This window comes from Ameyamaea chiangmaiensis (assembly GCF_013376175.1).
GTDB classification, from domain to species: Bacteria; Pseudomonadota; Alphaproteobacteria; order Acetobacterales; family Acetobacteraceae; genus Ameyamaea; species Ameyamaea chiangmaiensis.
Genome location: NZ_JABXXR010000035.1, coordinates 1 through 22606 on the forward strand (window position 1 = coordinate 1; position 22606 = coordinate 22606).

The 22606-nt window shown below is 55.8% G+C and carries 20 protein-coding genes and 4 pseudogenes; 21 read left to right on the forward strand and 3 right to left on the reverse strand.

The window, feature by feature from the left end; genetic code table 11:
* From HUK82_RS06815 to HUK82_RS06865, 11 genes are all read left to right on the forward strand, one after another.
* A partial coding sequence (locus HUK82_RS06815) for a glycine cleavage T C-terminal barrel domain-containing protein (RefSeq protein ID WP_305144400.1) occupies positions 1-1504 on the forward strand: 1504 nt, incomplete at its 5' end.
* Complete coding sequence (locus tag HUK82_RS06820; RefSeq protein ID WP_176613249.1) at positions 1497-2024, forward strand: sarcosine oxidase subunit gamma; 528 nt, start codon at positions 1497-1499, stop codon at positions 2022-2024. The genes HUK82_RS06815 and HUK82_RS06820, both read left to right, overlap by 8 nt.
* 428 nt (positions 2025-2452) lie before the next feature.
* Complete coding sequence (locus HUK82_RS17690) at positions 2453-2875, forward strand: helix-turn-helix domain-containing protein (RefSeq protein ID WP_373318283.1); 423 nt, start codon at positions 2453-2455, stop codon at positions 2873-2875.
* A gap of 156 nt (positions 2876-3031) precedes the next feature.
* On the forward strand, positions 3032-4090 hold the full coding sequence (locus HUK82_RS06830) for a LysR family transcriptional regulator (protein WP_176613251.1): 1059 nt from the start codon (positions 3032-3034) through the stop codon (positions 4088-4090).
* 73 nt (positions 4091-4163) lie between these two features.
* Complete coding sequence (denD, locus tag HUK82_RS06835; RefSeq protein WP_176613252.1) at positions 4164-5147, forward strand: D-erythronate dehydrogenase; 984 nt, start codon at positions 4164-4166, stop codon at positions 5145-5147.
* A gap of 149 nt (positions 5148-5296) precedes the next feature.
* Positions 5297-6640 carry an MFS transporter gene (locus tag HUK82_RS06840; RefSeq protein ID WP_176613253.1) on the forward strand — a complete coding sequence of 448 codons (1344 nt, stop codon included), beginning with the start codon at positions 5297-5299 and terminating at the stop codon, positions 6638-6640.
* Between the two features lie 11 nt (positions 6641-6651).
* On the forward strand, positions 6652-7590 hold the full coding sequence (locus HUK82_RS06845) for a sugar phosphate isomerase/epimerase family protein (RefSeq protein ID WP_176613254.1): 939 nt from the start codon (positions 6652-6654) through the stop codon (positions 7588-7590).
* A gap of 13 nt (positions 7591-7603) precedes the next feature.
* Positions 7604-8590, forward strand: a complete 987-nt coding sequence (locus HUK82_RS06850) for a hypothetical protein (protein ID WP_176613255.1) — start codon at positions 7604-7606, stop codon at positions 8588-8590.
* A gap of 48 nt (positions 8591-8638) precedes the next feature.
* Positions 8639-10360: a dihydroxyacetone kinase family protein gene (locus HUK82_RS06855; protein WP_176613256.1), complete on the forward strand. Its 1722-nt coding sequence runs from the start codon at positions 8639-8641 to the stop codon at positions 10358-10360.
* 38 nt (positions 10361-10398) lie between these two features.
* Positions 10399-11403, forward strand: coding sequence for an amidohydrolase family protein (locus HUK82_RS06860; RefSeq protein ID WP_176613257.1), 1005 nt, complete (start codon positions 10399-10401; stop codon positions 11401-11403).
* A gap of 470 nt (positions 11404-11873) precedes the next feature.
* Complete coding sequence (locus tag HUK82_RS06865) at positions 11874-13937, forward strand: pyrroloquinoline quinone-dependent dehydrogenase (protein ID WP_176613258.1); 2064 nt, start codon at positions 11874-11876, stop codon at positions 13935-13937.
* A gap of 44 nt (positions 13938-13981) precedes the next feature.
* On the opposite strand, the pseudogene HUK82_RS06870 reads toward HUK82_RS06865, so the two are convergent.
* The 3 genes and pseudogenes from HUK82_RS06870 to HUK82_RS06880 all read right to left on the reverse strand — a co-directional run.
* A pseudogene (locus HUK82_RS06870) lies at positions 13982-14433 on the reverse strand (IS5 family transposase); the annotation flags it as partial.
* Positions 14434-14493: 60 nt separating this feature from the next.
* Positions 14494-14844, reverse strand: coding sequence for a hypothetical protein (locus tag HUK82_RS06875; protein WP_176613259.1), 351 nt, complete (start codon positions 14842-14844; stop codon positions 14494-14496).
* On the reverse strand, positions 14841-15965 hold the full coding sequence (locus HUK82_RS06880) for a zinc-binding alcohol dehydrogenase family protein (RefSeq protein ID WP_176613260.1): 1125 nt from the start codon (positions 15963-15965) through the stop codon (positions 14841-14843). Before HUK82_RS06880 ends, HUK82_RS06875 begins: the two co-directional genes overlap by 4 nt.
* 96 nt (positions 15966-16061) lie before the next feature.
* On the opposite strand from HUK82_RS06880, the gene HUK82_RS06885 reads away from it, so the two are divergent.
* The 10 genes and pseudogenes from HUK82_RS06885 to HUK82_RS06930 all read left to right on the forward strand — a co-directional run bounded on the left by HUK82_RS06885 (position 16062) and on the right by HUK82_RS06930 (position 22261).
* On the forward strand, positions 16062-16961 hold the full coding sequence (locus HUK82_RS06885; protein ID WP_176613261.1) for an AraC family transcriptional regulator: 900 nt from the start codon (positions 16062-16064) through the stop codon (positions 16959-16961).
* 42 nt (positions 16962-17003) lie between these two features.
* Positions 17004-17387 (forward strand): annotated as a pseudogene (locus HUK82_RS17400) (transposase); the annotation flags it as partial.
* A 61-nt stretch (positions 17388-17448) separates the two neighbouring features.
* A pseudogene (locus HUK82_RS06895) lies at positions 17449-18382 on the forward strand (IS1595 family transposase).
* Position 18383: 1 nt separating this feature from the next.
* A complete protein-coding gene (locus HUK82_RS06900; protein WP_176613262.1) occupies positions 18384-19166 on the forward strand; it encodes a hypothetical protein in 783 nt (260 codons plus the stop codon).
* 3 nt (positions 19167-19169) lie between these two features.
* Positions 19170-19754, forward strand: a complete 585-nt coding sequence (locus HUK82_RS06905; protein WP_176613263.1) for a type II toxin-antitoxin system VapC family toxin — start codon at positions 19170-19172, stop codon at positions 19752-19754.
* 4 nt (positions 19755-19758) lie between these two features.
* Positions 19759-19917, forward strand: a complete 159-nt coding sequence (locus tag HUK82_RS06910; protein WP_176613264.1) for a hypothetical protein — start codon at positions 19759-19761, stop codon at positions 19915-19917.
* Between the two features lie 169 nt (positions 19918-20086).
* Positions 20087-20245, forward strand: a pseudogene (locus HUK82_RS17725) (transposase); the annotation flags it as partial.
* A gap of 190 nt (positions 20246-20435) precedes the next feature.
* Positions 20436-20678, forward strand: coding sequence for an AbrB/MazE/SpoVT family DNA-binding domain-containing protein (locus HUK82_RS06920; protein ID WP_176613265.1), 243 nt, complete (start codon positions 20436-20438; stop codon positions 20676-20678).
* Positions 20675-21019, forward strand: coding sequence for an endoribonuclease MazF (gene mazF, locus HUK82_RS06925; RefSeq protein WP_176613266.1), 345 nt, complete (start codon positions 20675-20677; stop codon positions 21017-21019). The genes HUK82_RS06920 and mazF overlap by 4 nt, the downstream gene beginning before the upstream one ends.
* Positions 21020-21055: 36 nt before the next feature.
* Complete coding sequence (locus HUK82_RS06930) at positions 21056-22261, forward strand: alginate lyase family protein (RefSeq protein WP_176613267.1); 1206 nt, start codon at positions 21056-21058, stop codon at positions 22259-22261.
* The last annotated feature ends 345 nt before the right edge of the window (positions 22262-22606 follow it).

Genomic DNA, 22606 nt, shown 5'->3' on the forward strand with positions numbered 1-22606 from the left:
AACCGGCGGGTTCGCGGGCGCGCTGCCGCGTCGGGGTGCGGGCAGTCTGGCGCTGGCCTTCGTCGATTTCCAGAACGATGTCACGGCCAAGGACGTCAAGCTGGCGGTACGCGAGGGCTTTCAGTCCATCGAGCATATCAAGCGTTATACCACCACCGGCATGGCGACCGATCAGGGCAAGAGTTCGAACGTCAACGCGCTGGGAATTGCCGCGCAGGCGCTGGCGCGCGCGCCTCAGCAGGTCGGACTGACCACCTTCCGGCCACCCTATACACCCGTGACGTTCGGCGCTTTCGCGTCGCACGCTCGGGGCGATCAGTTCGACCCGCTGCGCCTGGCACCGGCCGACGAGTGGGCGCGCGCTCAGGGGGCCGTGTTCGAGGATGTCGGGCTGTGGCGGCGTGCGCGATACTTCCCTCGGGGGGGCGAGGATATGCATGCGGCGGTGGCACGTGAATGCAGCGTCGTGCGTCATGCCGCCGGAATCTTCGATGCCTCGACCCTGGGGAAGATCGAAGTTGTCGGCCCGGACGCCGCCGAGTTCATGAACCGCTTCTACATCAATGCGTGGACGAAGCTCGGCGTGGGTAAATGCCGCTACGGTCTGGTCTGCCGCGACAATGGGTTCGTCTATGACGACGGGGTGGTCGGGCGCATCGCTGCCGACCGGTTTCATGTCACGACCACGACCGGCGGCGCGGCGGGCGTGCTGAACATGATGGAAGACTATCTCCAGACGGAATGGGCCGACCTTGATGTCTGGCTCACGTCGATCACCGAGCAGTGGGGTGTCATCGCGCTTCAGGGGCCGAAGGCGCGCGACATCCTGGCGCCGCTGGTCGACGGCATGGACATCTCCGCCGAAGCGCTGCCACATATGGCGCTGGCGGAAGGGACGATCTGCGGTGTACCAATGCGGCTGTTCCGTGTCAGTTTCACTGGCGAGGTCGGCTTCGAGATCAATGTCCCTTCAGGGCAGATGCGCGCGGTCTGGGAGCGGATCTGGCAGGCGGGGAAACCCCATGGCCTGACGCCGTACGGCACCGAGGCGATGCATGTGCTGCGCGCCGAAAAGGGCTATCTGATCGTCGGTCAGGAAACCGACGGTACCATGACACCCGGGGACGTCGGGTGCGGCTGGGCGGTCAGCAAGGCCAAGGCCGATTTCATCGGCAAGCGCGCCTTGACGCTGGCCGCCCTTAATGCTCCGGACCGCCCGCAGATGGTCGGCCTGCTGACCGACGACCCACAGACGGTGCTGGAGGAGGGCATGCAGCTTGTACGTGCGCCTGAATCACCGGCACCTGTGTCGGCGGACGGGCATGTCACCTCGTCCTATTACAGTCCCGCCCTGGGCCGGTCGATCGCCATTGCCATGGTCAGGGGCGGACGGGATCGCATGGGCGAGACGCTTTATGCCCCCGCGCTCACCGGGGCTGCGATCAAGGTGACGATCGTCAATCCTGTTTTCTACGATCCCGAGGGAGTGCGCGTGAATGGTTGAGATTGCCGAAGGCTGCGTCCTCACCAGCGTGCCCGCAACCACCCGACTGGTGTTGCAGGGGCGTCCGGCGGCACTGGCTGCCGCCGCCACGGCCCTTGGGCTGGCCGCGGCCCCGCCGATGCTACGCGCGGCCACAGGCCCTGGTGGTGTGGCGCTGCGCATGGGTCCGTTCGAACTGACCGTCCTGCCGGGCGGGGCAGGGCGCGAGGCGCTGGAAGCGGCGTTGGCCGGGCTGCCACACAGTCTGGTGGATGTCAGTGACCGGAACGTCGCTTTTACGCTGGAAGGGGCGCACGCGGCCGACGTTCTGGCGGCGCTATGCCCGCTGGATTTCGCGCTGGCGGCTTTTCCGGTCGGCATGGCGACCCGCACGGTTCTGGACAAGGCGGGAGCGCTGATCTGGCGGACAGCGCCCCAGACCTTCCATATCGAGGTCTGGCGGTCCTTTTTACCCTATCTCAAGGACCAGATTCACGAAGTGGCACGGGGCATGACCTTCGATCTTCTTGCTGTCCAATAATATGTGATCGCGGATAACACGTGATCGTCCTGATGATTAAACGAAGGTGACGGCGCCGCCGGCGCTATAGACAGGCACGCCTCTGGCGGCGACGTTACCCAGGCACAGGTCCTGCTCGCGGGTCAGGAAGAGGGGTGTCACCCCCGACTTGATTGCTACGGTTCCTCCCGAGCAATGCCGCCGTGCGCGCAAGCCATCTTTGCGGGGCGACCAGTGACGTGTCAGGATCGGCGCTATATGCTGTCCTTCCCGGTTCCCCCTGGCAACGGCAAGTGGTTCGATGACGCCGATTACACCGACTGGCTTGCTGCCGGTGTCGTGGACAGCAGGTTAAGCTAGAGCATAATCTGACCCAACTGAGTCGTTTTCGGATTCCCCTTTGGGGCGAAATTTGATTCATCATGATTGCCGGAGTGGGACTGGCGATCATGACCCGAGCACTATCGTCTGATCTGCGGCGGCGAGCCATTGCTGCGGTTTCTTCTGGCATGACCCGACGGGCGGCTGCCGAGCGCTTTGGTGTCTCTGCCTCCAGCGTGATCCGCTGGGTAGCGGAATGGCGTGCGCGAGTTCGGGAGCACGCGCTGCGACAGGGTGGCGATCGTCGCTCCCATCGGATCGAGGCCTGGTCCAGCGTCCTGCTGGCTGCGATTGAAGCCAGGGCTGACATTTCCCTTGTCGAACTGGCGGAGAAACTTGCTACGGACCATGGGGTCCGCTTCGCGCCGAGCACGATCTGGCGCTGCCTTGACCGTCACGACATGACCGTCAAAAAAAACGGCGCACGCCAGCGAACAGACACGGCCCGACGTCGCAGAGCGGCGCGAGGCCCGGTTCGACAGCCAAACTGACCTCGATCCGACCCGGCTGGTCTTCATCGACGAAACCGCTGTCTCGACGAAGATGGCCCGTTTGCGGGGGCGGTCACGTCGTGGCACGCGCTGTCGGATGTCTGTGCCCCATGGGCGTTGGAAACCCTATCGAGAACATACTTGGGATCTCCACTCATGGCTGGAATGTGGGGCGACGTCGTCCTGGACAACTTCTTCATCCATAAGAGTGACCGCACCGCTGCTCCGCCGGTTGACGAAAGACAAACGACGCTCGACGTTGCTCCGATGTCATACCCAACCACTCTGCTCGGGCGCCTGAAACTTCGTCATCTGCGCCTTTTGATCGAAATAGCCGATAGCGGCAGCCTTCATCGGGCGTCTGCGAACATGAATATTTCCCAGCCCACGGCGTCCAAGCTTCTTCAGGAAGTCGAGATCGCCATGAGCGCACAGCTTTTTGAACGTTCTTTTCAAGGTATGGTGCCAACACTTGCGGGACAGCTTGCTACGCGTTACGCGCAACTTCTGATTAACGACCTCGCACGGCTGCAGCGCGATATAAGCGGTTTGCAAAGCGGTCTGTCTGGTACCGTTCAGATCGGTGCCATTGGAGCAAGTCTGCCCGACCTCGTTAGTCCGGTAATTGCCAAGATCGGCGACTCACATCCCAATATACGCATCATTCTTCAGGTGGGAACAAGCGACCAGCTTGTTCCCATGCTCGCCGAAGCAGAACTCGACTTACTGGTTGGAAGGCACAGTAATGTACCTCTCCCGACCCCCTTGGACGCGACAGAACTGTCCGGTGAACCACTGTGCATCGTAACGCGCACGGCAAACCCCCTCCCAGATGACGGACATTTGACGCTTCAGATTCTATCTGAAAGCCGGTGGATCATGCAGACGGCACCGAGCCCGATGCGGCGCGCGATTGAAGTCGCATTCACTGTTGCCAGCGCTACAATGCCATCACGACTGATTGAAGTGTCATCGCTTTACGCGACCGTGGACTTGCTGCGGCAGGGTGACTTCCTCGCTGTGTTGCCATTTTCGGTGTGCCGACACTACGTCGAGACAGGAACAATGCGTGTGTTGTCGGCTCGAATGCCGGATCTCCTTGGGCCCTATTCGCTCCTTCGCGTGAAAGACCGCCCGCTGACTGCGGCAGCTGCTGCCGTTTCCGAGCAGATTCTCCAGCAGGCGATCGGAAATATGGATCACCTCATGCCATAAAACATTCTCGTCAAACCAGCCATATTGGGAAAGTCTCCGTCTCCAAGAACAACTCGACCAAACGGAGGGCGGAGTGCACGTACTTATTATCGGCGCAGCGGGTATGATTGGGCGGAAGCTGGCCGAAAGCTTCGCATCGCGCGCTCTCGCCGGTTCAGAACCGAAGAAGCTGACACTCGCCGATGTCTTTACACCAAGCGCCCCGGCAGGTTTCAGTGGCGACGTCGTTACCGTGCAGACGGATCTCGCTGCCTCTGGTGCGGCCGACCAACTGTTGGCCGAGCGACCGGACGTGATCTTTCATCTTGCCGCAATTGTATCTGGCGAGGCAGAGGCGCGTTTCGAATTCGGCTACCACGTCAATCTTGACGGTACTCGGGCGCTGTTTGAAGCGATCCGCAAAGTGCACGAAGCAGAAGGTTGGACTCCAAGGGTCATTTACTCTTCGGCAATCGGCGTCTTTGGTGGAGGTCTTCCGGACGTTATCTCTGATGAGTACATCGTCACGCCGGAGGGTAGCTATGGCACTCAAAAGGCGATGTGTGAGCTGCTTCTGTCAGACTATTCGCGCCGTGGGTTTTTCGATGGTATAGGCGTTCGCCTGCCAACCATCTGCGTTCGCCCTGGCAAACCCAACAAGGCAGCCTCGAGTTTCTTCTCGGGCATTATTCGCGAACCCCTTGTTGGGCAGGAGGCGATTCTGCCGGTCGCAGAAACAGAACGGCACTGGATGACCAGCCCGCGGTCTGCCGTGCAGTCCCTACGCCATGCGATGAGCATCGACACCACTCTTCTGGGCAGTCGTCGGAATCTTAATATGCCAGGCCTGTCGGTGACTGTTGGCGAACAGATCGAGGCGCTACGGCACATTGCTGGCGACAAAGCCGTCGCATTGATCCGTCGTGAGCCTGATCCAATTGTGACGCGCTTTGTGCAAAGCTGGCCAAAGGCCTTCGATACCAAACGTGCGAATGAGCTCGGTTTTACAGCCGAGTGTCGTTTCGAAGATATTATTCGAGCCCACATCGAGGATGAGCTTACGCCCAAGGCCACTTGAGAAAAAACTGTACAATGCGCGCGGTAAGCTTAGGCATAGACGACAGCTAAGCGAATCCTGTGATGCGTCTCGACGACCCCTGGCTCTCAGAATACGAGAGCCCAACGACGCCGAAAAACAAAAGGCGTCCCCTTCCGGGAGAACGTTCCATGGACGAGCCGGAGCACTCACTTCTCAGTGATAAAAGTATCCTCACGGTTGAGGCTAGTCGAAAGGCTATGCGGCGTCTCTTGCCGATACTTATTACGATGTACCTGATTGCGTTTCTCGACCGAGCGAACGTCGCGATCGCTCGGCAAGCTCTGCACACGGACGTCGGAATCACTGAGACCCTTTATGCCCTCGGAGCCGGCATATTTTTTCTTGGATACGCGCTGTGCGAAGTACCAAGCAACATACTTCTGGACCGCTTGGGCGCGCGACTCTGGATTGCACGCATCATGGTAACATGGGGTGTCGTCTCGGCATCCACCATGCTCATCTCTGGTCCAAAATCGTTCCTCCTTGTGCGCATTCTCTTGGGCATCGCCGAAGCGGGATTTTTTCCAGGGGTTATGCTCTATCTGACGTTCTGGTTCCCCAAGAAAGAGCGTGCGACCGCACTGGCACTCTTTTACTTCGGGTTTCCTCTTTCCATGATGTTGGGCACACCAGCGTCGGCGGCTTTGCTCAGCCTGGACGGTCTTGCGGGACTACGTGGGTGGCAATGGATGTTTTTTCTGGAAGGTGGTCTGGCCGTTCTGGCTGGCGTGGCGACCTTCTTTATCTTGCCTGATGGGCCCGAGAGCGTGTCGTGGCTTGCTCCCGCGCAAAAGGAAGCATTGAAAGAAACGCTGGAAGCTGAAGATCGGCAAACAATTTGCGGTGAGACCAGGCATGGCTGGGGGGCGCTGCTATCGCCACGCATGGCTTTGATTACGTCTCTCTACGTCGTTCTGCAAATCGTCACATATGGACTTGTTTTTTATCTGCCATCCCAGATCTCTGCTCTTCTTAACACGCAAATGGGAGCGAAGGCCGGACTGGTCGGCGCTATCCCTTGGATATCGGCGCTTATACTCACGCCCGTCATTGTCAGGCTCATCGCACGGCGCAATATGCCGATCTTGGGTGTGTCAGTCTGTCTACTTGTTTTTGCCCTGGGGCTATACGGATCAACGATACCAACGACATGGCTGGCGCTCGCGTGCCTGTGCATGGCCACTTCGGCTACCGTCTCCGCGCAAGCGATGTTCTGGAACGTGCCAATGTCTTATTTGACGGCAGCACAAGCAGCGACAGGCCTGGCGGTGATTAACTCCGTTGGGAACCTTGGCGGCTTCGTTGCTCCTAATCTTCGAGCACTAGCTGACAATACCTGGCATTCCGATCACGCCGGAATTTATGCGTGCGCGATTGTGGCCCTCATTGGAATTGCCATCACGGTCGCAATAACCGGCTTTGCCAAGAGCTCTGATCGTCGTCCCACGAGCCATTGTGCCCTCGAGAAATAAAAGGATTGACTATGACGCAGAAAAACAAAACAGCATGGAACCGTGAAAACTGGCCTATCGCCGCAGCGATGATTCAGTATCCAAATGTTCTTCCTGATGGCTCTTCCGTCCAGGAGCAGACGGCCGAACAATGGGCAGAGACTCTTTCTGACGTCACAGAACTGGGCTTCACGGAGTTGGACCCGACTGATTCGTGGCTCCGTATCGCCGACCTTTCGCCATCCCGATTGGACGAGTTCCTGAGCGTGACGCGAGCGGCTGGCCTTTCGATCCCGGCGATTTCGACGGCTAGACGGTCCGTCATTGACCCGAATCATGGAGCGGACTATCTCCGCTACTTACACCGGGTGATCGACACGGCTGCTGCGATTGGTGCCAAGGAAATCGCAGTTGGGCTATCGGCCCCGCTATCAGACGACCAAAAAAAAGCGCTTTGGTTCTGGACAGCAAAAGGACACGTTGATTCTCCGGATCCCGCGGTTTGGAAGTTGGCTGTCGAGAGAATACGCGATCTTGGACAGCATGCTGGTAGCGTCGGCGTGACCATCTCCCTTGAGATGTATGAAGATACGTATCTCGGAACAGCTGATAGCTCCGTGCGTTTTGTGGAGGATGTGAATCATTCTGCCGTAGGGCTCAACGCCGATATTGGAAACCTCATACGATTGCATCGCCCGGTTGAACACTGGAGCGAAATGATGCGTAAGGTGGCCCCGTTCCTTCGTTACTGGCACGTTAAAAATTATATTAGAGATGAAGATGCAGTGACTGGCACCGTTTCTACGTCTCCGGCACCCATGGAATTTGGGCTCATTAACTATCGTCAGGCAATAAAAACGGCGCTACAGCATGGATTTCAGAGCGCCTTTCTCGTCGAACACTATGGCGGTGACGGTCTTAGCGTTGCAGCGCGCAACCGTGACTATATCCGAACCTTGCTTCCTCGATAAGGATATAGAAGCAATGAACAGATTCGAAATGAAACTAGCGCGTATGCGGGAAGGGAACGATACGCGGAAGGACTTCATTCTCGCTGATGCTAAAGACGCAGACACGGCAGGTGGCCTGACCTCCATGGGACGCCGTCTCGGCGTGCTGCCGGCAGGCGTATCAGCGTTCCGGTCCCGTGCTGAGTTTCTAGACGACATACGGCGCATCATTAAACAAGACGTTGTCGATATCGTTCTGGGATCAGCCTCAAATATTGAAGCTCTTCTGAAAGAAGACGCGTTCGCTCAAAGTGGCATACAGCACGCAGTGCGTATGAACGACACGTCCGATCTGTGGCGTGTCCGAGGCGCAACGTTCGGCGCGCAGCCGTCCGTCCCTTTCCGCAGCGCCTCACTCAAACGCGTACAGGCGCCTATCGGTCTGTACTCACTGACCTTCAATGGTGAAGCCGACCATGATGCGCAATTGCTCGAACGCTTTGCCGCATTCCGGGAGGAGGCAATTGAGCGCGGGTTTACTTATTTTCTTGAGGTATTCAATCCTATCGAGGGCAAAATCTCCCCCTCTGATTACGGTTCCTTTCTGAATGACATGATTACCCGGCTCCTTGCAGGCCTCTGTCAGATTGAACAGCCTGCTTTTCTGAAAATTGCCTTCAATGGCGGGGGAGCCATCAGCGAACTTGCGCAGTTCGATCCGGCAACGATCATCGGGATTATGGGCGGTGGCAGCGGAACATCGCGTGATTGCTTTGAACTTCTGCATCAGGCTCAGAAGCATGGTGCAAGGGCCGCCCTTTTCGGTCGCAAGATTGTCGACGCTGAAGAGCCGGTATCGTTCATTGGTGTCATGCGTAAATTACTCGACGGCGTGTATGGACCTGTCGAGGCTGTGCACGATTACCATGATGCTTTGGAACGTGCGAATCTATCTCCTATTCGTAATCGAGAGGCAGACCTGACGGTAACCGAGGAATTACTGAGACCTGAAGCGGCTTGAACGTCACATATAAATATTAAAATAAGTTCTCCGGACGGGACGGGTTCTATGACAAAAATTTTCGACAAACCTGAAGAATTCGCAGCAACAGGTCTGCGAGCATTTAATCATATATTTCAGGATGTGGTGCGACCTGTCGCGGGTGGCGCGCTACGTGCGATCTCCGGACGAAAGGGCAAAGTCACTTTACTGGTGGGGGGAGGTTCTGGTCATTATCCTACGTTTTGTGGCTACGTTGGCGAAGGCTTTGCTGATGCGGTCGTGATGGGCGACGTTTTTGCATCACCATCTACCAAATCAGTTCTGGATATCGCCCGAATCGCCCACTGCGGTGGCGGTATTGTCATGGGTTTTGGCAATTACGCTGGCGATAATCTGAACTTTGGCATCGCTGCGGAGCGGTTGCGTGCCGAGGGCATTGATACTCGTATCGTGACCACGACAGATGACGTGGCGAGCGCCCCCTCCGATGCTCATCGCAAAAGACGTGGTGTGGCTGGCGATATTGTTGTTTTCAAGATCATGGGGGCAGCCGCTGACGATGGCATAGATATCGATGGTGTCGAAAAAATTGGTTGGCTTGCCAATGATCAGACTCGCTCCTTTGGGGTGGCATTTGATGGCTGCACGCTGCCTGGAGAAAGCGACAAGCTATTTCATGTGGCAGAGGGTCGCATGGCCCTTGGGTTGGGTATTCACGGCGAACCAGGCATTGCTGAAATGGACTTCGCCAAGCCCTCGGAAATAGCACGCTTGATGTTTGAACGTGTCGTTGGCGAGGCCCCAGTTTCTTCTTCTCGGGTAGCTGTTGTGCTGAATGGTTTCGGCTCCACGAAACTTGAAGAGTTATTCGTTTTATGGGCTGAGTTGGAACCTCTCTTTTCAGCGAAGGGGCTGACGATTGTAGCACCTTTGGTGGGTGAATATGCCACGAGTCTGGACATGGCCGGCTGCTCTTTGACAGTAACGTGGCTCGATGAGACCTTGGAACGTTACTGGCGTGCACCCGTCAATTCTCCTGCATTGAGACGCCCTCTGATTGAGACTGAGTGGGTTCCAATGAATGCGCAGCATGTAGAACGCGTTGAACCAACCTATGCTGTCGAGCCTTCCGCAGTCGGCCGCGCTGCTGGTGCATGCGTCGGCAAAGCGCTTGAAGCTCTTGCATCAGCACTGGCCGAGGCAGAAGAACGTCTGGGCAAGATCGATGCGGCAGCCGGGGATGGCGACCATGGGCAAGGTATGGCACGTGGGTCCTCTGCAGCGGCGGAAGCGGCGAAGAAGGCGGTCGCCGCGGGAGCTGGTCCGGAGACTGTTCTTGCAGCCGCAGCAGACGCATGGGCCGAACGGGCGGGTGGAACGTCTGGAGCTCTATGGGGTGAGGGCTTGCGCGCGTTTAGCAGTGAACTCGACGATGCCGCTACGCCAACTGCGCATGCTCTAAGACAGGGTGTAAGACGCATGTATGAGCGGATTACCCAAATCGGAAAAGCCAAGCCCGGTGATAAGACCATCGTGGACGCGCTGGCACCGTTTGTCGAAACGTTCGAATCAGCGCTTGGTGACGGCCAGCCTCTTGTCAAGGCGTGGCAAAGAGCGGCAGAAGCCGCTGAGGCGGCGGCACAAGCGACCAAGGACCTGATGCCAGGCCTAGGACGTGCGAAGACACATGGAAAAGCCAGCTTAGGTCACCCTGACGCAGGGGCGATTTCGATGGCCCTCAGCGCCGAAGTAATAGGTAGTTTTCTTTCGACAAAAATTTCTAAATAAATAGAATTAAAAAAACAAAGAATGGGAAGAAACCCGTCATGTCTACAAAAGTAATGCCCTCAAGAGCAGATTTATTTACGCGTCGATCAGTGCTGGCAGCCTCGGCTGGTGTTGCCAGTACAGCGTTTTTCGGTCAGTCCGTTCATGCCACTGAGAGTGGAAATAGGACTCACATTATCGACACACATGTTCATTTATTCGACGTTGCCGGGTCTGAAAAGGCAATGTGGCCAACTCCCGATCATCCAGCATATGGACTAAATGGTACATCTCTTCCCACCGCTCTCGCCACTTTGGAGCGCCCCTATGGGATCACCGGGGCCATAGCGGTCGAAGCATCTCCGCGACCGGAGGACAATGTATGGCTTCGCGAGCAGGTCACGAACTCGCCTTTTATGGTTGGTTTTATTACCAGCCATGCCCCTGGTAGTCCAGATTTCCGACGACAACTTCACGACTTTAGTCGAAGCGATCTATTTCTTGGAGTCAGACACGGAAATCTCTGGAACAGGGATATTGCTGCACAAGCAGGTGACCGTCACTTTCTGGATGATCTAGCGGCTCTTCGAGATTCGGGCAGGGTATTGGAGACGGCTAATCCAGACCTGCGCTTGGTCCAAGCTGTTATTTCTTTGTCACGAAAGATACCTGACCTTCCGATCGTCATCGATCACATGCCGAATATCCGCCTTGGGCACGGCGAATATTCTGCGTATCTAGACGCGTTAAGAGAACTTCGTGACCTACCGAATGTGGCAACCAAGTTGGCTGAAGCCGCACAAATCTATGTGGATCCCTCTGAGCGCTTTAAGCGCGCGCTTTATCAGAGTACGATTGACATGCTTTACGACACCTTCGGCGAGGATCGCGTGCTCTTTGGAAGCGATTATCCAAACAGTAATATTCTTGGACCATTCAAGGATGTAATCGATTTTGAGCTTCATTTACTGGTCGACAAGAGTGAGGCCCAGAGGCGTAAGTTCTACAGCGCCAACGCGGCCAGGATCTACCGTTTCAAAGCACGCCAACCTGATCAAGGGTAGTGAGAGCACGCGACATAGTGAAACCCTTCGATCCATATTTTTTGGTATTTTCAAATACGGTCGTTAAGGGGCGGGTATAGCCAATATTTTGTCGCTCTTGTTGAAGGATGGCTTAATGCAAAAGTTTTATTCTCGAACGGCTTGGCCAGCTGTTGTGTCAGCAATATTGCTTGCTCTCACCGGCGTCGGCATAGGCGTGCCGGGGACATATCTCGCAGTACTTGGTGGTTCCTGGTACTATATGATTTCTGGCGTAGTGCTGGTGCTCGCCTCTGTACTTGTGTGGCGGCGACGCCTCTCAGGCCTCTGGCTCTATATGGTTTTTTTTACGGGGACGATTCTCTGGTCCCTATGGGAAGTCGGTATGGACGCTTGGGCACTCATGCCTCGCCTCGCATATTTTGCTTTTGGAGCTATGTGGCTGATGACACCCTGGGTACGTCGCAGCCTGTACAGAGGACAGCAGTAACATGAATAAATCCTCATTTTTTCTGGCTGCCACGTTTCTCTCATCAGTGCATCTGGCGTTTGCGCAGTCCTCGCCAAATTCACCTGCTACGGCGATGTCGCTGGGTACCCCCGACACATCGTCTCAATCATCACCACAGGCATCTCCGTTCGCGGCTTCGGGCACCTCAGGGGATGTCGCTGCGCATCCTGGAGAGTGGACCCACTACGGTAACAGTGCGTATGGCACACGCTACTCACCGCTGAGCGATATTACCCCACAAAATGTGGGTAGGTTGACTCAGGCTTGGGTATACCATTCTGGGATGAAGCCGGCGGGCGCGTCCATGAACGGTGGCCTGGAAGTAACGCCACTGATGGTGGACAACAAACTCTACGGGTGTACAGCTTACAACACGATCTTTGCTTTAGACCCCAATACCGGCAAGGAGGTGTGGAAATACGATCCTAAAGTCGACTCGCGGGGTGTGAGCCACCCGGTGTGCAGAGGTGTCGCTTTTTATCGTGTTCCGGCCAATATTTCGGTGCCTGACTGCCAGACGCGTATTCTGACGGCGACGATAGATAATCGCTTGATTGCTATCGATGCAAAAACTGGAGAAAAATGCAGGAGCTTTGGTAAAAATGGAGAAGTTAACCTTCTCGATCACATGGGTGATTTCCCAAGAGGCTGGTCATACCCTACGTCGCCGCCGACGATCGTTCGCGATACCGCTGTGGTCGGTGCGTTAGTGATCGATAACCAGTCGACAAAAGTACCTCCTGGCGTTGTCCGAGGCTTTGACGTCGTTACGGGAGCATTCAAATGGGCGTTTGATGTTGCGCATCCAGACGACCATTCTGAACCCGGCCCTGGCAAGACCTACACGCCATCGACGCCCAATTCCTGGACTGTTGCGAGCGCTGACGATGGTTTGGGTCTCGTGTATGTGCCCATGGGGAACGGCAGCCCCGATTATTTTGGTGGAAACCGCACACTCGAAACGGACAAATATTCCTCATCAGTCGTTGCCCTCGACGCTGAAACAGGTGCAGTGCGATGGCATTTTCAAGCCATACATCATGATCTATGGGATTACGATTTGGCGGCCCAACCCGTGTTGACCGATATCTCGACAGAGAGCGGAACGATACCTGGCCTATTACTGCCGACAAAAACTGGACAAATTTTTGTTCTGGACCGCCGTACCGGAAAGCCCCTGTCGAAAATTGCAGAGAAGCCGGTACCTCTATCGGAAATCGCTGGAGAAAAGTCGTCACCTACTCAACCATTTTCTATCGACATGCCATCCTTTGCTGGACCGGACTTGTCCGAAGCCGATATGTGGGGCGTGACACCATTTGATCAATTGTATTGCCGGATAAAATATAAGCTTGCCGAATATAAAGGAATTTTTACCCCGCTTCGCACCGGGCCATCCGTTCGTACGCCCGGAGAATTAGGGGGAATCGACTGGGGCAGCGTCTCAGTTGATGAAGATCATGGTATCATGATTGTTAATTCAAACCTGATGGCTGATTACGACGAACTTATTTCTCGGCAAGAAGCCGACAAGGAACATTTATATCCCGCAGCCAATCCACTTGGTGAAAACGCACCGGGAGCGGCGATGGCTGGCACACCGTATGGTGTTCACTGGGGAGCTTTCCTTACGCCCTTGCATATTCCCTGTCAGAAGCCACCTTACGGATTTCTGAGTGCTGTCGATCTGAAAACGCACAAACTGCTGTGGAAAAAGCGTCTCGGTAATGCTGCGAACTCAGGGCCTTGGGGAATAGCGAGTCATATTCCTTTACCTCTTGGAACTCCGAATATTGGCGGATCAATAGTTACTAAGGGTGGGCTAATATTTATAGCTGCGACGCAGGATCAGTATTTTCGTGCGGTAGATATAAAAACAGGAAAAACTTTATGGAGTGAGCAACTCCCCGCGGGGGGGCATTCCACTCCTATTACCTACAAAACTGACGATGGAAGCCAGTTCGTCCTCATCGCAGCCGGAGGCAACTTGTCCATGCAAACGACCGTAGGGGACGAGTTGATAGCCTTCAAAGTCAAAGAATAAATTTTCTAGAATTGTTTCTCTCGGAGTGAACTCAGGTCTGAGATGTAATCACTGACCTGTCCTGCTGTCATGAAAAAGCTCAGCGGTCGTCCGTTCTGATCGGTGACCGCATGCAGCTTCGTGTTCATGCCACCTTTTGTCCGTCCGATCAGTCGCCCTGGATCCCCCTTTTTAGCCTCAGGCTCGAAGCCGTGCGGTGCACCTTGAGATAGGTCGCATCAATCATGATCGTCTGAGGCTCTGCCTTTCCGGTAGACAGGCCATCCATCATCCGCATGAAAATGCCCATGGCGCCCCAGCGTTTCCAACGGTTGTAGAGCGTCTTGTGTGGACCGTATCCCCGGGGCGCATCGCGCCAGCGCAAGCCGTTTCGATTGACAAAAATAATGCCGCTCAGCACACGGCGGTCATCAACGCAGGCTCTACCATGGCTCTTGGGAAAGAACGGCCGCAGACGCTTCATTTGTTCGTCCGTCAGCCAAAACAGGTCGCTCATCTTCAGTCTCCTCAAGGAGCCTGAATCACATCCAGCCACTCATATCAATGGGTCCTGAGCCTAACGGCATGACGCCACAGGCTTTCGCTCAACATGGCAAAGCGGCATACAGCAACCCACAGACCCTAACTCAGAACTGAGGGCTCGTTCGGCGCCTCGGACCGGCAGGGACGACAGCTCGCCGGGCTGCACGTAACCCAGCATCCAACTCATGGTGAGCAGATAGACCCCGATCGACAGGGCGAACCGCATTGGTTTTCGCGCCACCGGCTCGCCCTTGATCCGCCGGGCATCGAGAGCCGTCCAGAGCGACCCGACCGGCACCAGGGCGAGAGCGATCAGGCCGCCGAACGCGAGCCACGCCTGCGGGAACCATCTAGCCAGCGTGGTCAGGACCGCATGCCCGATCATGTCCGCGTGCCCAGTTTCACCACGATCTTCCGCGCCGAGACGCTGGCCTGCGCTTCGAGTGCCGCGGGAATGGCCTCGAGCCCGTGGCCGGTCACGAGCGCGGGTGGCGCCGCGATGTGACGTCCTTCGGCGAGTGCGCGCGGCAGGTAGTCCCGAAAGAGCATCTGCCCCACCTCATTGTCCTTGAGGCTGCTTCCCCAGATGAATTTGGTGGTGACGCCGGCGCGTCGCGCCGCCAATGCGTCGCGGGCGTTCAATAGCCCCATGCGTGTGAAGAAAGGCAGCAGCCGGTGCCAGGCGGTGCCTTTGGCCAGCAGCGTGTCGAACGACAGGCCCGGTGTTGCGACGGCCACGAAGCGACGGCCCTCCGCGCGTCGCAACACGGCGATGCATCTGGCGAGCGATCCTTCGCCGATGGCCATGGCGCCCGCCATCCGGCGCCCCTGCAGCGCCGTCACGAGGTCGGGCACCACCGAGGCGCTGCGATAATCAAACGCCGCCCGTGCCCCCAGGGCGATGACGTAGCCATGGTTATGCGGCGACGCGGTGGTGACCACGTCGTAGCCTGCCCGCACGGCGAGCTGGATGGCCTGGCTGCCGACGCTGGTCGCGCCACCCCACACCAGCACGGATTGACCGGCAGGTTCGACATCGCCAGATGGATGGCGCAATCCAAGGTAATCGCGCTGGAACAGACCGCTTGCCGCCGTGCAGAGGCCGAGCGGCAAGGTGGCGGCGTCCGCGAAGGCCATGTCGTCGGGGATGGGAGACACCATGTACTCGTCGAGGATCACCCGGTCCTGGAAGGCACCCTCGGCGCGGTCGCGCCCTTTCTCGGTGCCGAGTGCGAGGCCAAGCACATGCTGGCCGACCGAGAAACGCGAAACCTTCGGGCCGATCGCCACGATCTCGCCCGCGACGTCGGAGCCGAGAACCGCCGGATACCGCAGCCACGGCGTGATGAAGCGGGCGAGGGGCTGCATATAGCGGTCGACGGGGTTGATCGCGACCGCGTGGACACGGACCGCGATCTGGTGGTCGTCGGGTGCGACCCGTGGTACGGGCATCACCAGCAATGCGCCTTGTCGTCTGTCGAGAATGAGTGCGCGGTCCTGGGACATGGCTCGGCTCCGGCTTGTCGCTGACCGAAAGAGTAGAGCGAAGCGCTCTGGACGGAATATGCTTGAATATCCGCCATTCTCCATCGATCGTCCAATATGCGCCCTGATCCGTTGTCCGATGTCGTCTCCCTGCTTAAGCCGCGTGCCTATGGCTTCCGCGGCCTCGATATCGCGGGCGCGTGGTCGCTCCATCTGCCGCCGGAGCGCGTCATCCGCTGCTACGCCCTGCACTCTGGTGCCTGTGGGTTATGGCTAGGCAACGGGGAGAAGGTGTCGCTGACGGCCGGCGACTTCGTGCTGCTGCCGCATGGCGACGCTCTGGTGATGGGAAGTGCACGCGATGCGCCGCCGATCGACCTCGACGTTTTTTTTGCGATGCCGGATGGTGAGACCGCGGTCTTGGCGGGTGGCGGCGAGTGTTCGGGCCTCGGCGGCTATTTCGAGCTGAGTGGCGCCGCCGCGCCATTGCTCGTGCATGCGCTCCCACCAGTGATGCGACTGGAGGCGGGAACCGACCAGGGAAGCCTGTCCTCGTCGGTCGCGCAGTTGATGGGAGAACTGCGCGCGCCTCGCCCCGGTGGAAGGCTGATTGCCGAACACCTGACGCAGACTCTACTGATACAGGCTTTGCGATTGCATGCCGCCAGCCAGCAGCGTCGGGGCGAGGGCTGGCTGGCTGCTCTGGCCGACCCGCAACTTGCCCGATCGTTCGAGGCCATTCATGGCCACCCGGGTAATCGATGGACACTCGACGGCTTGGCGCGGACTGCGGGGATGTCTCGCTCCGGTTTTGCCCGGCGCTTTGTCGAGACTTGCGGCGAGCCCGCGATGGCTTACCTGACGCGCTGGCGCATGGTGCTGGCGGCTGACCGCTTGGCGCGGGGCGAGAGGATCGGCACGATCGCCGCCGAGCTTGGCTATGGGTCGGAGAGCGCGTTCGGCGCGGCTTTCCGTCGCACCATGGGGGTTTCACCGGGACGGTATTCCCCGCGATAAAACGATGACCGCAATTCGATCCGGGTCGCACCGCTTGGGCCTGTGAGTGATGTGTTTATGTTATCTGCGAGCCAGATGAAGCGGCTCAGGCCGTTTTTCCCACTGGCACATGGGGTTCCACGCGTTGATGACCGGCGTGTTCTGAGCGGGATCGTTTATGTGATCCGCCATGGCCTTCAGTGGAAGGATGCCCCGAATGCGTATGGTCCACACAAGACTTTGTATAATCGCTTCATCCGGTGGAGCCGTCTGGGCGGAGCCCGAAAGGTTCCACCAGTGCGTATGCATTGATGGAATACGAGCGCAGGGGTCTTCGACCGGATCTTCGTCGCGCTGACAGAGCAGGCGGGCCGTTCAAAACGCCTGATGATCGATGCAACACACCTCAAGGCACACCGGACAGCGGCCTCCCTGCTTAAAAAGGGTGTTTATATACTTTGCAAACACGATCATTTCGGTTATAAGGATCCCGTAAGGGAGCTTGATCATGTCTGTTCTGTCCAAAGCCTACTTTCACGATGAGGAAGCCGCCTTCAGCTACCTCGAAAGCGTGATCTGGACGAACGGCCCGGTCTGCCCGCATTGCGGCGGCTTGGATCGTGTCACAAAGGTCAAGGCAAACGCCGCAAAGCGCATCCGCCTCGGCCTTTATCGCTGCGGTGGCTGCAAGCGCCAGTTCACTGTGAAGCTTGGTACGGTGTTCGAGCATGGTCGCATTCCACTGAACAAAATGCTTCAGGCTGTCTATCTGATGACTTCCAGTAAGAAAGGCATCAGCGCTCACCAACTTCATCGCGTGTTGGAGATCACCTACAAGTCAGCGTGGTTTCTGGCTCATCGCATCCGCGAAGCCATGCGCAGTGGCGATCTGACGCCGTTCGGCTCTGGTGGCAGCGTGGTTGAGGTTGATGAAACCGAAGGGTGAGAAGAAAGGTCGCGGCTACGCTCACAAGCACAAGGTTTTCTCCCTTGTGGATCGCGCGACTGGTCGTCAGCGTTCGATGGTTGTGGATAGCCTGAAAGCCGCCGACCTATTGCCGATCCTGAAGGCTAATATTGCGACTGAAGCGCGCGTGATGACGGATGAGGCGGGTCAGTATCGTGACCTGGGCAAACACTTCTCTGGCCATGGTTTCACGCGTCACGGTGCCGGTCAGTATGTCGATTACGTTGACCCGACGATTCATACAAATACGATAGAAGGTGCTTTCTCTATCGTCAAGCGCGGTATGAAGGGCGTCTATCAGCATTGCGCCAAGAAGCATTTACACCGCTACGTGGCGGAGTTTGAGTTTCGTTACAACAATCGTGAGAAAGTTGGAATTGCTGATGAGGGACGCTATGTTCTCTCGTTAAAAAACACGGTAGGTAAAAGACTCTCGTATAAGCCAGCTAATCAAGCGTTAGGTTATGTCAGATAGTATGCACGATTTCACGATTACGCTATATGCCCTTGAGGGCGATGGCGTGTCCGTGCGCGCTGATATCTTCGCAACAAAAGTACAGAAGACTGTAGCAGCTCTAAATCGAGCGGATAAAGCCTCTAATGATGGCAAGAAGACCGCAGTACTGGTCGTGGAGAGCCTTGAATACGCCAGCGCTAGTATCTCCTTTAGGGAGAGAGTAAGTGGAAGCGCCGCCATTCGATCATCAGGCGCCGCTCTGCTGATTGCGGCGATATCATCCATAAATACAAATCCTGAAAATATTTCTCCCATCTATAAATCTTTCCTCCCTTACGCGCAGTCTCTTGTAACGGGCCTAGATAAGAAATTTTCTCATGCTGTTATTTCCGGAAAATCAGGAGAAAAAATTCGTGTCGATAATTTTTTCTCCTCTCAGGTGGAAATAGCCCTCCGGAGCAATCAGATGAAAGAATCTATGTATTTTTCCGGGATCGAGGATGGGGCTTTTGATGGACAAATTAAAGTTCTTGACGACAGAGGGGAAATGCCTCGCGGGAAGATTATCCTAACAGCAGGCGGGCAAGAAATAGACTGTATTTTCAAGAAAGATATGATTGAAAATATTCGTGTTTCTCAACGAGTCTCTGTGGAGGGATCTGCGTATTATTCGTCGACTTCCCTCCTTCCCCAGAGGGTTTTTGTGAGATCAATAACTAAAATTGATAATAATGCGGATTTAAGCCGATGGAGGTCGGCATTTAAGTTCGATGATTCTGAAGATTCGTGGGGGGGCAACTGACCTATGGTTGACTACTTTTGGGATAGTTGCGCCCTAATCGAATATCTTAACGATGATAACGACACTGATAAGAAACATAATCTTCAATGGTTTCTCAATGACGCCAAAAATGGAAAATGCAAAATACATATCTCCACTATATCTCTCGCAGAAATTCTTCCATCAAGAATAGTCAATGGGATATATGGAAATATTGATAATTTTCTAAGTGATTTTCAAGGGCACTTAATTCCCGTCACTCCTAATACAAATATTATGCGCATGGCTGCAAAATTACGTGATCAACAATACCAAAAGTTTGTTAGCCAGGCTTCAGGATATAGCTCTCCAAGAAGGTTAGATTCTCCTGATGCCATCATATTGGCCAGCGCGGTATACCTAGAAAAAGCAAATGGAATAAAATTCGAAGCCTTCCATACTTATGATAATGGCGGGAAGCGTCGGCCAGAGGGCGGAAAAAGCGTCCCGATTCTATCTATTGAGGAGTGGTGCCGTTCGGATCTGAACTATGATTCAATCGTAGCTGACGTCATAGCGTTGACACGGCAACAACCACTTCATTCAAACCCGCAGTTGTATGGCGTTTAATGTTATGAAGTCACCGATTAAAGACATTTTCGAAAAAGCTGCCCGCTCCCTCGGTTGCAATGAAGAGGAGGCCGCATGGGAGGCGAAGCTACGCAAGGTCGCCAAACACCGACCCAAACCAGAACCCGAGGTTGAAGAAGTTGACGAGAAGCCCGCCGATTGAGCGGGCTTTTTTTATGTGCAAACGCCGCCAAGTCAGGATGTGTTTGCAAAGTATATAAACGCCTAAAAAAAGGGGCATTTCCCCGCCATATCGGGCGGACAAAAGGCGGCCTGAACTCAAAGCTTCAGGCCATCTGTGATGGACAGGGACACCCTGTCCGCCTCCATCTTACGACTGGCATCTGTATAAGAAGCGCCACCTCATCGAAAACATGTTCGCAAAGCTGAAGGACTGGCGACGGGTTGCGACCAGATACGACCGCTGCGCTCATACGTTCATGTCCGCAATCCACATCGCAGCAAGCGTCATCTTCTACCTCAAAGCATGAGTCCTGAGCCTAGGCAGGCAACCTACGGAAAACGAACGACAATTTCAGCCGTTACCGTCCTTCAAGGTTGGTAATACCGCACAGCCTGCGGGCAACCCGGTGGAGCAGCCACGCTGTGCGAAAGGAATTGCCCTCAGGTTGGAGAATGAAGTAGATACATCGTATAAACTTTCTTGCCTTGGAGGCGCCTATGCGGGGTGTCGTTAGAAAATGGGGAAACAGTGCTGCTGTCCGTCTGCCTGCTTCTGTGCTCGAGGCTGTCAGTCTGAAGGTTGATCAGGCTGTTGACGTTCGCGAAGAAGACGGACGGATTATCATCGAGCCTGTTCGTGCTGTGCCTCTCAGTCTGGAGGCCTTGGTGTCAGGCATTACAGACAGCAATCGACATGAAGAAGCCAGCTACGGACCTGCTGTGGGTGGTGAAGTCTGGTGAGTGAAAAGAGTAAAGCCTCTTGGGTTCCAGATTGCGGAGAGATTGTCTGGCTTGAGTTTGATCCACGGGCGGGAAGAGAGCAGGCGGGGCACCGTGCTGCTGTAGTGCTCAGTCCTGCCAGCTACAACGCCAAGGCAGGCATGATGCTGTGTTGTCCGACCACTACGAAAATCAAAGCCTATCCGTTTGAAGTAGCCATTGCGGGCAAGACGGCGAGTGTCGCTTTGTCTGACCAGGTCAGAAGCCTTGATTGGCGTGTTCGGAGGGCGAAGCTCAAGGGGAAGGCCACACCAGAAGAACTGGAAGCCATTCGTCAACGTGTTCGGCTTTTGGTCGGCTGAAAAGCGCGATTGGCTTTGTGCCTTCAACGGAGAATAATGGTTATGTATTTTAAATTAAGTGGCTGTGTTTTGTTGATCGGCCTGGGTATTTGTCAGTCGGCTCGGGGGCAAGCGTTTCAGCACCCAGGGGCTTTGAATTCTGGGGGCGAATTTAGTGTGCGTGCTCAGGGGCTGCAGCATCACGTGAAGCCATGGACGGATGATTTCGCGAAATTGCGCGCGAATTCTCATGATAAACCCGATTATGCGCCTCGTCCCGTTCGTGTTGTTGTGCGGGGTATCGGGCGAGGGCAGCCGCCTGAAAACTATGCGCGGCTTTTTAACGATGCAGCGGCAGCGTATGCCTTGGCTCTCGACTGGCGCTTAACAGGCGATACAAGCCGTGCTGCGGCTGCGGCACGTATTCTTACAGCTTGGGCACAGACCCTGCAGGGTATTGAAGGTACGGCAGATCGTTATCTCGCTTCCGGACTATACGGATATCAGTTGGCCGTAGCCGGTGAGACGCTTCGTGGGAGCCCAACGTGGGCGCCTGCGGAGCAAGAGGCTTTGAAAACAATGTTGGTTCGCGTTTTTGCGCCGATGAGTCAGGATTTTTTGACGCATCATAATGGTGCGGCGGTAGATCATTATTGGGCCAACTGGGACCTTGCGAATATTGCATCTCTTATGGCGATTGGTGTTTTTGCAGATCGCCGAGATCTGTATGAGCAGGGTCGGGATTATTATCTGAACGGGCCGGGAAATGGCTCGATCGGGCATGCCGCGTGGAAGGTTTATCCGGGTGGGCTGGCGCAGTGGCAGGAAAGTGGCCGCGATCAGGGCCACACGCTTCTCGGGATCGGTCTGGCAGGTACGATTTGTGAGATTGCCTGGCATCAGGGCGACGACCTTTTTGGCGCCGATAACAATCGTTTGCTGGCTGCGGCGCGATATGTTGCACGCTATAATCTCGGGCAAGATGTTCCCTATACGACGTACAAAGACAGTCTGGCGACGCAACCTGAAATTTCAGCTGATGGTCGCGGGCAGGTCAGGCCTGTCTGGGCTTTGATCTGGGGCCATTACGTCCAGCGTCGCCATCTTAGTGCTCCTGAAGTCGGAAGTATTATGCAGCGTGATGGCCTCGAGGGCGGTGGGGGAGATTATGGACCCAATAGCGGTGGTTTTGATCAATTGGGTTACGGCACTCTGACGTTCCTCAATGCCGAAGAGAATAGTTCGGAAAGCATGAAAAGATAGAGTAGGGGATAAATTGTCCGTAGCTGTATAAGCCTTATATTTTGCGAGCTACGAGCCAGAAGCGTTCAATGGCTACCCATTGAACAGCAGCCAAGGGGGGAAGCATTCCCCCTTTGGCTATTTTAAAATTCGTCGCTCTTGCGACAGCCTGCTCTGGTGCCAACGCGGAGGGTAAGGACTAGGTTCAGGACCTATTAATTTATTGAATTGAGCGGAGTGTTGTGAATCACAGGGTTACCGGTGGAGGGTGGGCCTGTGAGTGATGTGTTTATGTTATCTGCGAGCCAGATATCGCTTCATCCGGTAGAGCCGTCTGGGCGGAGCCCGAAAGGTTCCACCAATGCG

What these genes read in the sequence shown, in the direction of transcription:
- HUK82_RS06860 (WP_176613257.1), top strand. Translation starts at nt 10,399, where the DNA reads ATGTCTACAAAAGTAATGCCCTCAAGAGCAGATTTATTTACGCGTCGA.
- HUK82_RS17690 (WP_373318283.1), top strand. Translation starts at nt 2,453, where the DNA reads ATGACCCGAGCACTATCGTCTGATCTGCGGCGGCGAGCCATTGCTGCG.
- HUK82_RS06855 (WP_176613256.1), top strand. Translation starts at nt 8,639, where the DNA reads ATGACAAAAATTTTCGACAAACCTGAAGAATTCGCAGCAACAGGTCTG.
- HUK82_RS06900 (WP_176613262.1), top strand. Translation starts at nt 18,384, where the DNA reads ATGCACGATTTCACGATTACGCTATATGCCCTTGAGGGCGATGGCGTG.
- HUK82_RS06850 (WP_176613255.1), top strand. Translation starts at nt 7,604, where the DNA reads ATGAACAGATTCGAAATGAAACTAGCGCGTATGCGGGAAGGGAACGAT.
- HUK82_RS06910 (WP_176613264.1), top strand. Translation starts at nt 19,759, where the DNA reads ATGAAGTCACCGATTAAAGACATTTTCGAAAAAGCTGCCCGCTCCCTC.
- HUK82_RS06885 (WP_176613261.1), top strand. Translation starts at nt 16,062, where the DNA reads ATGCGCCCTGATCCGTTGTCCGATGTCGTCTCCCTGCTTAAGCCGCGT.
- HUK82_RS06830 (WP_176613251.1), top strand. Translation starts at nt 3,032, where the DNA reads ATGGCTGGAATGTGGGGCGACGTCGTCCTGGACAACTTCTTCATCCAT.
- HUK82_RS06905 (WP_176613263.1), top strand. Translation starts at nt 19,170, where the DNA reads ATGGTTGACTACTTTTGGGATAGTTGCGCCCTAATCGAATATCTTAAC.
- HUK82_RS06840 (WP_176613253.1), top strand. Translation starts at nt 5,297, where the DNA reads ATGGACGAGCCGGAGCACTCACTTCTCAGTGATAAAAGTATCCTCACG.
- HUK82_RS06930 (WP_176613267.1), top strand. Translation starts at nt 21,056, where the DNA reads ATGGTTATGTATTTTAAATTAAGTGGCTGTGTTTTGTTGATCGGCCTG.
- HUK82_RS06875 (WP_176613259.1), bottom strand. Translation starts at nt 14,844, where the DNA reads ATGATCGGGCATGCGGTCCTGACCACGCTGGCTAGATGGTTCCCGCAG.
- HUK82_RS06865 (WP_176613258.1), top strand. Translation starts at nt 11,874, where the DNA reads ATGAATAAATCCTCATTTTTTCTGGCTGCCACGTTTCTCTCATCAGTG.
- HUK82_RS06820 (WP_176613249.1), top strand. Translation starts at nt 1,497, where the DNA reads ATGGTTGAGATTGCCGAAGGCTGCGTCCTCACCAGCGTGCCCGCAACC.
- HUK82_RS06845 (WP_176613254.1), top strand. Translation starts at nt 6,652, where the DNA reads ATGACGCAGAAAAACAAAACAGCATGGAACCGTGAAAACTGGCCTATC.
- HUK82_RS06920 (WP_176613265.1), top strand. Translation starts at nt 20,436, where the DNA reads ATGCGGGGTGTCGTTAGAAAATGGGGAAACAGTGCTGCTGTCCGTCTG.
- HUK82_RS06880 (WP_176613260.1), bottom strand. Translation starts at nt 15,965, where the DNA reads ATGTCCCAGGACCGCGCACTCATTCTCGACAGACGACAAGGCGCATTG.